General features: G+C 71.7%; 19 protein-coding genes. 12 read left to right on the plus strand and 7 right to left on the minus strand.

Features of this window, described 5'->3' with window-relative positions:
- Nucleotides 1-20 precede the first annotated feature (20 nt).
- The gene (locus tag BJ975_RS06365) at nt 21-590 is read right to left on the minus strand and encodes a dihydrofolate reductase family protein (RefSeq protein WP_179424336.1); all 570 of its coding nucleotides are present in this window, start codon (nt 588-590) and stop codon (nt 21-23) included.
- A gap of 77 nt (nt 591-667) precedes the next feature.
- On the opposite strand from BJ975_RS06365, the gene BJ975_RS06370 reads away from it, so the two are divergent.
- The 3 genes from BJ975_RS06370 (at nt 668) to BJ975_RS06380 (ending at nt 2,433) form a co-directional block, all read left to right on the plus strand.
- The gene (locus BJ975_RS06370) at nt 668-1,237 is read left to right on the plus strand and encodes a TetR/AcrR family transcriptional regulator (protein WP_179424337.1); all 570 of its coding nucleotides are present in this window, start codon (nt 668-670) and stop codon (nt 1,235-1,237) included.
- Nucleotides 1,238-1,305: 68 nt separating this feature from the next.
- Nucleotides 1,306-2,124, plus strand: a complete 819-nt coding sequence (locus BJ975_RS06375) for a DUF1206 domain-containing protein (RefSeq protein WP_179424338.1) — start codon at nt 1,306-1,308, stop codon at nt 2,122-2,124.
- A 48-nt stretch (nt 2,125-2,172) separates the two neighbouring features.
- Nucleotides 2,173-2,433, plus strand: a complete 261-nt coding sequence (locus BJ975_RS06380) for a hypothetical protein (RefSeq protein WP_179424339.1) — start codon at nt 2,173-2,175, stop codon at nt 2,431-2,433.
- A gap of 36 nt (nt 2,434-2,469) precedes the next feature.
- Here BJ975_RS06380 and BJ975_RS06385 read toward each other — a convergent pair whose 3' ends face one another.
- On the minus strand, nt 2,470-3,000 hold the full coding sequence (locus BJ975_RS06385) for a polymer-forming cytoskeletal protein (protein ID WP_179424340.1): 531 nt from the start codon (nt 2,998-3,000) through the stop codon (nt 2,470-2,472).
- A gap of 130 nt (nt 3,001-3,130) precedes the next feature.
- Here BJ975_RS06385 and BJ975_RS06390 point away from each other — a divergent pair, with 130 nt between their 5' ends.
- From BJ975_RS06390 to BJ975_RS06420, 7 genes are all read left to right on the plus strand, one after another.
- The gene (locus BJ975_RS06390; protein ID WP_179424341.1) at nt 3,131-4,630 is read left to right on the plus strand and encodes a molybdopterin-dependent oxidoreductase; all 1,500 of its coding nucleotides are present in this window, start codon (nt 3,131-3,133) and stop codon (nt 4,628-4,630) included.
- A gap of 70 nt (nt 4,631-4,700) precedes the next feature.
- On the plus strand, nt 4,701-5,330 hold the full coding sequence (locus tag BJ975_RS06395; protein WP_179424342.1) for a fasciclin domain-containing protein: 630 nt from the start codon (nt 4,701-4,703) through the stop codon (nt 5,328-5,330).
- A gap of 26 nt (nt 5,331-5,356) precedes the next feature.
- The gene (gene sigK / locus BJ975_RS06400; protein WP_179424343.1) at nt 5,357-5,947 is read left to right on the plus strand and encodes an ECF RNA polymerase sigma factor SigK; all 591 of its coding nucleotides are present in this window, start codon (nt 5,357-5,359) and stop codon (nt 5,945-5,947) included.
- Nucleotides 5,944-6,648 carry an anti-sigma factor gene (locus BJ975_RS06405; protein ID WP_179424344.1) on the plus strand — a complete coding sequence of 235 codons (705 nt, stop codon included), beginning with the start codon at nt 5,944-5,946 and terminating at the stop codon, nt 6,646-6,648. Before sigK ends, BJ975_RS06405 begins: the two co-directional genes overlap by 4 nt.
- A gap of 24 nt (nt 6,649-6,672) precedes the next feature.
- Nucleotides 6,673-6,960, plus strand: a complete 288-nt coding sequence (locus BJ975_RS06410; RefSeq protein WP_269302236.1) for a DUF1905 domain-containing protein — start codon at nt 6,673-6,675, stop codon at nt 6,958-6,960.
- A 9-nt stretch (nt 6,961-6,969) separates the two neighbouring features.
- Nucleotides 6,970-7,212 carry a superinfection immunity protein gene (locus BJ975_RS06415; protein WP_218845750.1) on the plus strand — a complete coding sequence of 81 codons (243 nt, stop codon included), beginning with the start codon at nt 6,970-6,972 and terminating at the stop codon, nt 7,210-7,212.
- Between the two features lie 4 nt (nt 7,213-7,216).
- A complete protein-coding gene (locus tag BJ975_RS06420) occupies nt 7,217-7,792 on the plus strand; it encodes a DnaJ family domain-containing protein (RefSeq protein WP_179424345.1) in 576 nt (191 codons plus the stop codon).
- On the opposite strand, the gene BJ975_RS06425 is transcribed toward BJ975_RS06420, so the two are convergent.
- On the minus strand, nt 7,752-8,375 hold the full coding sequence (locus BJ975_RS06425; protein ID WP_179424346.1) for an L-threonylcarbamoyladenylate synthase: 624 nt from the start codon (nt 8,373-8,375) through the stop codon (nt 7,752-7,754). The genes BJ975_RS06420 and BJ975_RS06425 overlap by 41 nt on opposite strands.
- A gap of 24 nt (nt 8,376-8,399) precedes the next feature.
- Nucleotides 8,400-8,546 carry a GPGG-motif small membrane protein gene (locus tag BJ975_RS06430; protein ID WP_179424347.1) on the minus strand — a complete coding sequence of 49 codons (147 nt, stop codon included), beginning with the start codon at nt 8,544-8,546 and terminating at the stop codon, nt 8,400-8,402.
- Nucleotides 8,547-8,653: 107 nt separating this feature from the next.
- On the opposite strand from BJ975_RS06430, the gene BJ975_RS06435 reads away from it, so the two are divergent.
- Both BJ975_RS06435 and cobA read left to right on the plus strand, forming a co-directional pair.
- On the plus strand, nt 8,654-9,439 hold the full coding sequence (locus BJ975_RS06435) for a phosphoadenylyl-sulfate reductase (RefSeq protein ID WP_317628291.1): 786 nt from the start codon (nt 8,654-8,656) through the stop codon (nt 9,437-9,439).
- A complete protein-coding gene (gene cobA, locus BJ975_RS06440) occupies nt 9,436-10,641 on the plus strand; it encodes a uroporphyrinogen-III C-methyltransferase (RefSeq protein ID WP_179424348.1) in 1,206 nt (401 codons plus the stop codon). Before BJ975_RS06435 ends, cobA begins: the two co-directional genes overlap by 4 nt.
- Here cobA and BJ975_RS06445 read toward each other — a convergent pair.
- The 3 genes from BJ975_RS06445 to BJ975_RS06455 form a co-directional block, all read right to left on the minus strand.
- On the minus strand, nt 10,589-11,044 hold the full coding sequence (locus BJ975_RS06445) for an SRPBCC family protein (protein ID WP_179424349.1): 456 nt from the start codon (nt 11,042-11,044) through the stop codon (nt 10,589-10,591). The genes cobA and BJ975_RS06445 overlap by 53 nt on opposite strands.
- 164 nt (nt 11,045-11,208) lie before the next feature.
- The gene (locus BJ975_RS06450) at nt 11,209-11,601 is read right to left on the minus strand and encodes a hypothetical protein (protein WP_179424350.1); all 393 of its coding nucleotides are present in this window, start codon (nt 11,599-11,601) and stop codon (nt 11,209-11,211) included.
- Nucleotides 11,594-11,956, minus strand: a complete 363-nt coding sequence (locus BJ975_RS06455) for a hypothetical protein (RefSeq protein ID WP_179424351.1) — start codon at nt 11,954-11,956, stop codon at nt 11,594-11,596. Before BJ975_RS06455 ends, BJ975_RS06450 begins: the two co-directional genes overlap by 8 nt.
- Between the last annotated feature and the right edge of the window lie 14 nt (nt 11,957-11,970).

The following is an 11,970-nucleotide window of genomic DNA, read 5'->3' on the forward strand; positions in this document are numbered from 1 at the left end:
CTCCCCTGAGCCCCGATGCCTCACCGTGCTCGCGTGTACTCCTCGATGACGAGCCCGGAGCCGAATCGCCGCGTGTCCACGAGCTCGAACGGCAGGATCGACGCCTCGGTCGAGCCGAACAGCCCGATGCCGGCGCCCAGGACGATCGGATACCGCTTGAGGATCAGGCGGTCGATCTCCGGCAGCAGCGATCCGGCCAGCTCGCCACCGCCGCACAGGTAGATGCCCAGGCCGTCCTCCTGCTTGAGCTCGCGCACGGTCGCCACGGCGTCGGCCGTGTAGGTGACGCCGTCCGGAGCCGGGTCGCCCGATCGGGTCGCCACGAACTCGCGCAGGTGGGCGTACGGCCGCTCGACGCCCTCGTCGAGAGCGATGCGGTAGCTCCTGCTCCCCTGGATCACCGTGTCGAACCGCGTCCGTGGCGGCTCGATGCCGAGCCCGTCCAGGAACTGCGTCGGCACGGCGTCCGCGAAGTCGCTGGTCAGGACCGCGGCATGGTCGCCCGTGACGGGAAAGGCGCCGAACGCACCGTCGGGCTCCGCGATGAGACCGTCGATCGAGACGGCGACGTAGTAGACGAGCTCGCGCATGACCTTCTCCATTCACTACAGATGTTGTGATCGGGAACGTATCACGACAGATGTCGTGATTGCGATACCCTGCTGCCATGGTCCGCAATCCCGAGCGCCGCGTCCGGCTCGCCGACGCCGCCGTGCGCGTCCTCGCTCGGCAGGGCTCCCGAGGCCTCACCCACCGGGCGATCGACGACGAGGCCGGCGTCCCGAAGGGCACGGCCTCGAACTACTTCTCCTCGCGTGAGGAGATCATCGACGCGATCCTCGCGCGCATCGGCGAGCGGCTCACCCCGGACCCCGCCGTGCATGCCGAGCTCGCGCGGCGCTCCCCCGGTGTCGACCTCTTCACCGACTACCTGCGCGACATCGTGCATCGGCTGACGTCCGACCCGGACTCCACGATCGCCCTGTTCGAGCTGCGCCTGGAGGCCACGCGCCGGCCGCACGTCGCCGCGGCGCTCGCCGAGTGGCGACGGGGAGGACTGGCCGCCGACGTCGAGTTCAACGCGTCGATGGGACTGCCCGGCGACGCCGCGGACATCGCCCTGTTCCACTACGCGATCGACGGCCTGGTGCTCGACCGGCTGACCGTCCCGCTCGACGAGCAGGCTGACGTCGACGCCCTCGTCGCGACGCTCGTTCGGCGGATCCTCGGCGACTAGTGGGAGCCTGCCTTCCCTCCCCTGTCCTCGCCGGGCCGGGTGGTCGCGAACGCCCTAGGCTCGGCCTCATGGCGACACGTTCGGCGAAGTCCGCGGCACGCGCGGTCGACGACCATCCGGCTCTCGACCAGGTGGCCCGCATCGGCCTGGTCGCGTTCGGCGTGGTCCACCTGGTGATGGGCTGGCTGGCCATCCGGCTCGCGTTCGGCGACAGCGGCGGCGAGGCGGACAGCGGCGGTGCGGTCCGCGAGCTCGCGCAGCAGCCGTTCGGCGGTCCCATCGTGTGGGCCGTCGGCATCGGCATGGTGATGCTCGCGGTCTGGCAGGCCATCGAGGCCGCCGTCGGCCACCGCCGCGACGACGGCGCGAAGCGCCTCCGGAAGCGGCTGATCAGCCTGGGCAAGGTCATCCTCTACGGCGCGATCGCCGCGACGGCGTTCAAGGTGGTCACCGGCTCGAGCTCCTCCGGTCGGGACGGGACGACGTCTTTCAGCGCCGAGCTCATGGACCTGCCCGGTGGCCAGGTGCTGGTCGGCCTGGTGGCCCTCGGCATCGCCGCCGTGGGCGTCTACCTGGTCTACAAGGGCCTCACCGAGCGCTTCCTCAAGGACATCGAGGTCGGGGGCGCCAGCGGACGCGTGGGCTCGGCCTACGTGTGGCTCGGCAAGGTCGGCTACGTCGCCAAGGGTGCCGCGGTCCTCGGCGTCGCCGCGCTCTTCGGCTATGCGGCGGTCACCCACGAGCCCGACAAGTCCGGCGGCATCGACGAGGCGCTGCGCACCGTGCTGGACCAGCCCTTCGGTCCCGTCCTCACGGGGTTGGTGGGCGCCGGCTTCGTGGCCTTCGGGCTGTTCTGCTTCGCCTGGGCCCGCCACATCAACCGTTGATCCGGGCCGAACCGGCCGAACGTCGAACACCCGTTCTACAGTGGTCCCATGGGTCACAACCGGAGGTACGGCGACCGCCTGTCGGCGCTGGATCCCCCGGCCGTGACTCCCCCGCCGCGCATCCGGCCGCAGCACGTGTGGGTCAACCTCTCCACCGTGCAGCACGCCCCGGCGGTCTACCCGGGCGTGCTGGTCGAGTGGCGGCCGGTCGTGAAGGGCTGGGAGGCGCTGTGCACCTGGGCCTCGCCCGACGGCGTCGTGCACACCGGATGGCTGCCCGCGGCGCGCCTCAAACCGGCCTCCGGGTGACGGATCCTGGTGTGAGGATCCGTCCCCGGGGAGCGGTCAGCGGCGAACGAGGCGACCCGGGCCGCCCTCGCTGAGTGAGCCCTCGACGTCGGCGCCGCGCCAGACGAGCAGGTGGCCGACACCGCGCTCGCGGACGCTGCCGTCGATCTCGGCGGCGCGGTAGACGCGGACGTGGCCGCGGTGCAGCTCGGTGACCGTGCCGTCCACGTCACCACTGACGGTGAGGTTGCCGTGGTCGCGCTCGACGATGTTGCCGTCCACCGAGCCGGAGCGCGTGACGGTGACCGAGCCGCGACCCAGCTGGCGGACGTTGCCGTCCACGTCGCCGCGGATCACGATGTTGCCGTGGCGGACGGTGACGTTGCCGTCGACATCGCCGTTGATGACGAGGTTCCCCTTGCGGATCGTGATGTTGCCGTCGATCTCGCGCCCCTTCTTCACCGTGTAGTCACCCGTGCGGTTGATGGTGCGGTCGCGGTCGTCATCGTCGTCCGCATGCGCCGCCGCGGGCAGGCCTGCCAGCAGGACGCCGCCGACCAGGGCGAGGGCGAGAGGCTTGGTCTTCATCGTGCGCTCCTTCGTTCGGTTCGTGGTGTCCCCCATCGTGGCGAGCCGAGGTGAGCCCGAGGTGAACGCACCATGAGACGGCTCTCATGTTCGGACCCATCCGCTCGGCCGTCGGCGACGAACCCCTCCCATGAATCGCCACGAAGCCGCCCGCGGCGCCCTCGCCGGACTCGTCTCGGCCCTCGCCGGACTCGCCGCCGGGCACTTGGTGGGCGCGATCGTCGCACCGGCCGCCTCGCCCGTCCTGGCCGTCGGCAGCGCCGTGATCGACCGGACCCCCACGGCGCTCAAGCAGGCCGCCATCGAGCGGCTGGGGACGGCTGACAAGCCGGTCCTGCTGGGGACGGTGCTCGTCGCGACGCTGCTCCTGGCCGCGGTCGGGGGCGTCCTGGCGCGGCGCTCCCTCCCCGTGGGCGCCGCGGTCGTGGTGCTGCTCGTCGCGGCGGCCGGCTGGGCGGCGCTCGCCCGGCCCGCCGCGCGGCCGATCGACGTGCTCCCCGCCCTGGCGACGGGCGTCGCGGCACTCGCGGCCCTGCGCTGGCTGACCCCTCAGGACGAGGAGCCCGTGGACGGACCCGGACGGCGGCGACTGCTCGTGCGCTCGGGCGTGATCGTCGGCGCCGCGCTCGTCGCAGGGACCGCCGGCCAGTGGCTCGTGGCCCGGGCCCGCGACGTCACGAACATCGCGCTCCCCCGTGCCCTGCGCCCGCTCCCGCCGCTGCCGCGCGGCCTGGAGGCGACCTACCGTGGGATCACGCCGTTCCAGACCGATCGCGACGACTTCTACCGCGTGGACATCAACCTGACGACCCCCGTCGTGGACCACGAGAGCTGGACGCTGCGGATCGACGGGATGGTCGACCGGCCCTACGAGCTGACCTTCGACGAGCTGCTCGCCCTCCCGCTGATCGAGTGCGACATCACGCTGACCTGCGTCTCGAACGAGGTCGGCGGGCCGTACGTGGGTGCCGGCCGCTGGCTGGGCGTCCGGGTCTCGGACCTGCTCGAGCGCGCGGGCGTGCGCTCGGGCGCCGACCAGATCCTGAGCACCGCCGTCGACGGCTTCACCATCAGCACGCCCCTGGCCGCCGCTCAGGACGGCCGCGACATGATCGTCGCCGTCGCGCTGAACGGTGAGCCGCTCCCCCGTGACCACGGCTTCCCCGCCCGCCTCGTGACGCCCGGCCTGTACGGCTACGTCGGCGCCACGAAGTGGCTGACGAGGCTCACCCTCACCACCTACGAGGAGCGCGAGGCGTACTGGACCAAGCGCGACTGGGCCATCGACGGCCCGATCAAGATCTCCTCGCGCATCGACACGCCCGCTGCGCTGAAGGAGGTCCAGGCCGGCCGGATCGTCGTGGGCGGCGTCGCCTGGGCGCAGGGCCGCGGTGTCGCGGCAGTCGAGGTGAGCGTCGACGACGGCGACTGGCAGCGGGCCGAGTTCGGCCCCGACGGCGGCGTCGACTACTGGCGCCAGTGGTACCTGCTGTGGGACGCCGAGCCGGGCCGTCACACACTCACGGTGCGGGCCCAGGCCTCCGACGGCGAGTACCAGACCGAGGAGCGCGCGACGCCTTTTCCCGACGGTTCCAGTGGTCTGCAGCAGATTGTGGTGCGCGTCACATGATTCGACCCATCCGCACGGCCGACCGCGCCGAATCACTGTCAACTTCGTCACCGACCCGAGAGGCACGATCATGAACCGCTTGCTCCCCCGCCGTACCGCCGCCGCAGCCGCCGCCGTCGTCATGTGCTTCGGACTGGCCGCCTGTGGCAGCGACAGTGGCGACGACGACTCGATGAGCAGCAACAGCGAGTCCAGCCCCTCCGCCTCGGCCTCCGAGGACATGATGGACGAGGCCAGCGGCCCGTTCGGCCCCGGCTGCGCCGGCGTGCCGACCGAGGGCGAGGGCTCCGTCGAGGGCATGGCCGACGACCCGGTCGCCACGGCCGCCTCGAACAACCCGCTGCTGACCACGCTGGTCAAGGCCGTCACGGCCGCCGACCTCGTGGACACCCTCAACAGCGCCGAGGCCCTCACCGTCTTCGCGCCCACCGACGACGCCTTCGCCAAGATCCCGGCCGACGACCTGAACGCCCTGCTGGCCGACAAGGACCAGCTGACGAAGGTGCTGACGCACCACGTCGTCGAGGGCAAGATGACGCCGGACCAGCTCGCCGGCGAGCACGAGACGCTCGCAGGTGACACGATCACCGTGGAAGGGTCGGGCGAGGAGTTCACGGTCGGCGACGCCGCCGTCGTCTGCGGCAACGTCGACACCGCGAACGCCAAGGTCTACGTCATCGACTCCGTGCTGATGCCCTGACCCCGTGAACGATTGAGGCCACTGTCGTGAACCACCTGCATGCCGTGCCCTCGGGCGGCGAGGACTCGCCGCCCGAGGCCCTCGGCGACACGCTGAGGCGCTGCGGACGCGGCGACGAGGCCGCGTTCGCCACGCTCTACGACCAGACGTCGGCGCGCATCCACGGCCTCGTCCGGCGGATCGTCCGCGATCGGGCGCAGAGCGAGGAGGTCACCCAAGAGGTCTTCCTCGAGGTGTGGCGGCAGGCGGCGCGGTTCGATCCCGCCAAGGGATCGGCCCTGAGCTGGCTCATGACGATCGCCCACCGCCGTGCGGTCGACCGGGTGCGCAGCGCCGAGGCCGCGACGGCACGCGACACCCAGCACGTCCTGCGGGACGTCACGGTGGAGCATGATTCGACGAGTGAGACGGTCGAGGCCCGGTTGGACGCCCAGCGCGTCCGCCGGGCCCTGGCCGGCCTCACCGAGACGCAGAGGGAGGCCATCGACCTGGCCTACTTCCGCGGTTGTACGCACACCGAGGTCGCCTCGATGCTGGACGTGCCGGTAGGCACGGCCAAGTCCCGCATCCGCGACGGCCTCATCCGACTCCGGGACACGATGGGAGCAGACCGATGAGTGACGTGCATGCCCTCTCCGGCGCCTACGCTCTCGACGCCGTCACGGATGCCGAGCGCGAGAGCTTCGAGCGACACCTGGCCGGCTGCGAGGCCTGCCAGGAAGAGGTCGCCAGCCTGCGCGAGACGGCGGCGATCATGTCCGACCTGAGCGCCGAGGAGCCACCTCCGGCGCTGCGTGCGTCGGTGCTGGCCTCGATCAGGGAGGTCCGCCAGCTGCCGCCCCAGCCCGTCGCTGTCCCCCGACGCCGCCGCTTCGACCCGCGCACCCTGCTGGTCGCCGCCGCGTCCGCCGTGGTGCTCGCCGGCGGGATCGGCCTCGCGGCCACCCAGCCGTGGAAGGACGACACGGCCTCGCAGACGCTGACGGCCGCCGACCGGGTCCTGCAGGACCCGCAGGCCGAGCGCGTGACGCAGACCTTCGACGACGGCGCCCGCGCCACCGTGGTGCGGTCGTCCGCCGAGCGCAAGGCGGTCATCGTCACGCACGACATGCCCGACGCCCCCGAGGGCCACTCCTACGTGATCTGGCTGCAGCAGGGCGACGAGATGGTCAACGCGGGCACGATGCCGCAGGGCCCGGACAACACCCTCCTGCTCGAGGGCGACGCCAGCACGGCGTCGGCCGCGGGCGTGACGGTGGAGACCGAGCCGGACGCGCAGGCGCCCACCACCGATCCGATCGCGCTGTTCGCGTTCTGAGCCGGCATCGGCCATGCTCGGCTCGTGTACGAGTTCGAGGCCACGGTGTGGCGCTGGCGCGAGGACGGGACCTGGCACTTCCTCACGCTGCCCGAGGACGTCACCGACGACATCGACGACCGCACCCCGCAGAAGGCGGGGTTCGGCTCGGTGAGGGTCGAGGTCACGATCGGCTCCAGCACGTGGAGCACTTCGGTGTTCCCGAGCAAGGAGCTCGGCTCGTTCATCCTGCCGGTGAAGAAGGCCGTCCGCGTGGCCGAGGGCTGCGAGGAGGGCGATCGAGTCCGGGTGCGCCTCGCCGTCCAGCCGTAGGCTGGAACCGTGAACGACATCATCACCGACAAGCGCGGGCGGCCGTTCCAGACCGTCTTCGGCTGGATCATCGCGATCGCCACGGCCGGCTACATGCTGCCGTGGGCCATCGCCGCGACGCGCGGGAAGTCCAACACCGGCGCGATCTTCTGGCTCAACCTGCTGCTCGGCTGGACCGTCGTCGGCTGGATCATCGCGCTGGTGATGGCGTGCACGTCGCACCAGGTGCTGGGGATCAGGAACCCCCGCTGAGCCGATGAGCGACGACGCCCGCCGCCGCGCCGCCCGGTACCGACTGGAACCGGACGCCGCTTCCACGGGCGACGAGGCCGAGGAGGCGACTCCCCGCGCCCGCCGGCCCGAGGACCAGGCGCTGTGGGTCGACCATCAGGTCCGCGCCGCGATCGCCCGTGGCGAGTTCGACGACCTCCCGCTCGCCGGCAAGCCGCTGCCGCACATCGACACCGCCGCCGACCCCGACTGGTGGCTGCGCCAGTTCATCGAGCGCGAGAACATCACGGGGGTCCTGCCCGAGGCGCTCCAGCTCCGCAAGGACGACGCGGTGCTGCCCGACGTGCTCGACGGCCTCAGGTCCGAGCGCGTCGTGCGCGAGGCCGTGGCGGAGTTCAACCGCCGGATCGTCGCGGCCCGCCGCCAGCTCCAGGGCGGTCCCCCGGTGGTCACGCCGCTGCGCGACATCGAGGTCGAGGTCGCCGCGTGGCACGAGCGTCGGGCCGCCCGCGCCCGACGGCTGGCCGAGGCCGGACCGGCGGACGCCGCGCCTCCGGGTGCTATTCGAAGGGCGTGGGATCGCCTGCGCCGACGCGGGTGACCTCGGCGTAGCCCTCGGAGAGGTCGACCACGGTGGTGGGCTCGGCGATGATCTCCTCGCCGGAGTCCACGATCGCGTCCACGCGGTCGCCGAGCTCCTCGCCGATCTGCCACGCCTGCGTCATCGGCTCGGTCTCGCCGGGCAGGATCAGCGTGGACGACAGGATCGGCTCGCCGAGCTCCTCGACGAGGGCCCGCACGATCCTGTGCGTGGAGATGCGCACGCCCACGGTCTTCTTCTTGGCCTGCAGGAGGCGCTTGGGGACCTCGGGCGTGCCGGGGAGGATGAAGGTGTAGGGGCCGGGTGTCGCGGCCTTCACGGCGCGGAAGACGGCGTTGTCCACGTGGACGAACTGCCCCAGCTGGGCGAAGTCGCGGCACACCAGCGTGAAGTGGTGCTTGTCGTCGAGGCCGCGGATGTCGCGGATGCGGGCGATGGCGTCGGCGTTGCCGACCTGGGCTCCGAGCGCGTAGCCCGAATCGGTGGGATAAGCAATCAACCCGCCTCCCCGCAACAGCGCGACCGTCTGATCGACGGTGCGCTGCTGCGGGTCGACGGGATGAATGTCGAAGTAGCGAACCATGCTCGCCACCCTAGGCGCAGTCTCTTACGTGAAGAGGCTGACGCCGCCCGGCCCGACCAGCAGGGCGATGACGATGAGCACGGCGCCCATCACGAAGTCGCGCTGGACGAGGCGGATGATGCCGAAGATTCCGATGATCACTGCAGCAATCCACAAGATGGTGTCCCACATGGGGTGACTCCCTTCGTTCGGTTCGACTCCACCCTGCCGCTACTTCGCGATGTTCGCATTCTGGACGGCGTGGAAGTTTCCGCGCGCCCGAACGTAATGTCAAGGGGGTGAGCACTTTGAGCTTGGCAGAACGGCGAGAACGCCAGCTGGCCCACGACCGGGAGCGTCGCGATCATCTCGCGGCGCGGCCGGTCCGAGAGCCCCGTTCGCGCGAAGAGCTGAAGGCCCTGGCGGCCTCGGCGGCCAACCGGTTCTCCGACGGACAGACCGACGAGCTGCTCGCGTGGGTGGCCCAGGAGTTCGGTCACCTGACCGCCGTCGCGTGCTCGATGGCCGACGCCGTCCTGCCCCACGTCGTGGCGCGCCACCTCCCCTGGGTGGACACGCTCTTCCTCGAGACCGGCTACCACTTCGCCGAGACCGTGGGCACGCGTGACGCGGTCGAGTCGTCGATGCAGCTGACGATCGTCGACGTGAAGCCGCGCCAGAGCGTGGCCGAGCAGGACGCGCAGTACGGCGAGCGCCTCTACGAGCGCGATCCCGCGCTGTGCTGCCAGCTGCGCAAGGTCGAGCCGCTCACCGAGACGCTCGGCGGCTACGAGGCCTGGATCACCGGCGTGCGGCGCGACGACAGCCCGTTGCGTGCCGACACGCCGTTCGTCACGTGGGACGAGAAGAACGGGCTGGTGAAGATCAACCCGCTCGCGGACTGGACCTTCGACCAGCTCATCGACTACGCGAACGAGCACGACGTGATCCTCAACCCGCTGCTGAACGACGGCTACCCGTCGATCGGCTGCGCGCCGTGCACGCGCCGCGTCGCCCCGGGCGAGGATCCCCGGGCCGGCCGCTGGGCCGGGCTCGACAAGTCGGAGTGCGGCCTGCACACGTGAGCACCTTCCCCCTCGGACTGCGCCTCGAAGGTCGCCGCGTGGTCGTCGTCGGCGGTGGTCACGTCGCCACGCGCCGGGCCTTCGCCCTGCTCGAGGCGGGCGCCGACGTGCACGTCGTCTCCCCCGCCGTCTCGGACTCCCTCACCTCGGCCATCGGCCGCGGCTCGATCACGTGGCACGAGCGCCCCTACCGCACGGGTGACCTCGACGGGGCGTGGCTCGTGCAGACGGCCACCGACGTCCCGCCGGTCGACGATCTCGTCGCGCACGACGCGGAGGCCGGCCAGATCTTCTGCCTGAAGGGCGGCGACCCCGAGCGCGCCACGGCGTGGACCCCGGCGGTCGCGCGCGTGGACGACGTCACGATCGCCGTCAGCGGTGGCGGCGACGCCGGCCGGGCCTCCGCCCTGCGCGACGCCGTGGCCACCGCGCTGCAGACGGGCGACCTGCCGCTGCGCCACCGCACCCATGCGCGCGGGCTCGTCGCCCTCGTCGGCGGCGGTCCGGGCGACCCAGGCCTCCTCACGGCGCGCGGACGCCGGCTGCTGGCCGAGGCCGACGTCGTCGTGTTCGACCGGCTGGCGCCCCAGTCGGTGCTCGCCGAGCTCGCGCCCGACGTCGAGGTCATCGACGTCGGCAAGCAGCCCGATCACCACCCGATCCCCCAGGAGCAGATCAACGCGCTGCTCGTCGAGCGGGCGCAGCAGGGCAAGGTGGTGGTCCGCCTCAAGGGCGGCGACCCCTACGTGTTCGGTCGCGGTGGCGAGGAGCTGCTGGCCTGCCGCGAGGCGGGCGTCGAGGTCGAGGTCGTCCCGGGCGTCACGTCGGCCATCGCCGTCGCGGCCAACGCGGGCATCCCCGTCACCCACCGTGGCGTCGCGCGTGGCTTCTCGGTCATCACGGGCCACGAGGAGCTGGGCGAGCTCCCGCGCCGTGGCGACCACACGCTCGTGATGCTCATGGGCGTCAAGCGCCTGCGCAGCACCGCCGAGGAGCTCATCGCAGCCGGTCACGACCCGCACACGCCCGCGGCCGTGATCGAGCGCGGCTTCGCGCCCGACCAGCGCACGACGATCGCCACGCTCGGCACGATCGCCGACGCCGCCGCGCACGCGAAGGCGCCGGCGATCACGGTGATCGGCGACGTGGTCAGCCTCGCTGCCGCAACCACCGGTTCAGCCGCCGCTCCCCCGACCTCATGACGAGGTCGTGCGCCAGCTCGAACAGCGGGCGCAGAAGACGCTCCGAGCGGCGCATCCACGGTGCCGTGGCGTCCACGTGCCAGTCGATCGTCAGGTCGGTCCGGCCCGGGCTCCCCGCCGCGAAGTCCAGCGCGGCCGAGCCCTCCAGGTCGCCGCGCGAGCGGAAGCGCATCGACGTGGTCGGCTGCAGGTCGAGGTCGTACACCGTGAAGCGCAGCCGGTAGCCGAAGGCGCTGCGGGCGACGAGGTCGATCTCCTCGCCGTGGTGCCCCGTGACCGTGACGGCGTTCCACCACGGCAGCGGGTCGTCCTGCTCGAGGAACTGCTCGAGCGTGCGCCACAGGCGGTCCGGGGGCTCCGCGACGTCCCACACCGAGCGGAACTCGTACGCTCTGTCGCTCATCGCGCCACCGCCCGAGGTGAAGCAGAGTAGGTCGGTCGCGCGACTCGTCCTGTTGAATGGCTCGCTCGCTGGCGCTCGCTCATGGACCCGTGTCGCTACCGCGATCCCGGCCGGAGCCGGGTTTGAATGGGATCAGCCCCGGGCGGTATGAGCGCACGGGGCTCTCACGTGCTCCGGGTCCGGCGCAGCCACCACAGGCCGACGAACGGCAGCACGAGCGGCACGTAGCCGTAGCCGGCGCCGAAGCCCGACCACACCGTCTCGTCGGGGAACAGCGCGCCGTCGAGGATGCTCAGCAGTCCGACGCCCAGGACGCCCACGAGCTCGAAGCCGATCGCGGCGCCCGCGACGCGGCGGTTGCCGGTGGCCAGCGCCCACGTGGCGATGCCGTAGACGACGCCGGCGAGCGCGGACAGGGCATAGGCGACCGGGGCCTCGTCGGCCTTCGTCACGAGCTGGTAGACCGAGCGCGCCGTGGCCGCGACGGTGAAGACGGCGTAGACCGCCACGAGGGCGCGTCCGAAGCCGTGCTGGGTGTCGGTGTGGTGCTCAGCCATGTCCCTGCCAGATCTGGTGCGTCCGGATCAGCATGACCGACACCGTGAACAGCGCCACGGCCACCACGCCGGTGCCCCACCGGGTCTTGTCGCCGATCCCCCACAGCACGGATGCCGGCGGGATGAGGACGGTGGTGACCAGGTACGACAGGTACAGCCCCTTCTCGAGGTCGCGGTCGGTGCCGGCGACGGCCACGATCCCCCACACGAGGACGACGACGAGGAGCACCTCGACGACCGCGATCGCGTAGAACAGCGGGTTGCTGAAGCGGAACGACTTCGCCGTGTGCCACCCCGCGAACACGGCGGCGGCGAGGGCGGCGGCGGAGGTCAGGTAGACCAGGGCGTCAGGCATGTCAGTCGAGAGTC

Origin of the sequence: Aeromicrobium tamlense (genome assembly GCF_013408555.1) — a bacterium.
GTDB classification, from domain to species: domain Bacteria; phylum Actinomycetota; class Actinomycetes; order Propionibacteriales; family Nocardioidaceae; genus Aeromicrobium; species Aeromicrobium tamlense.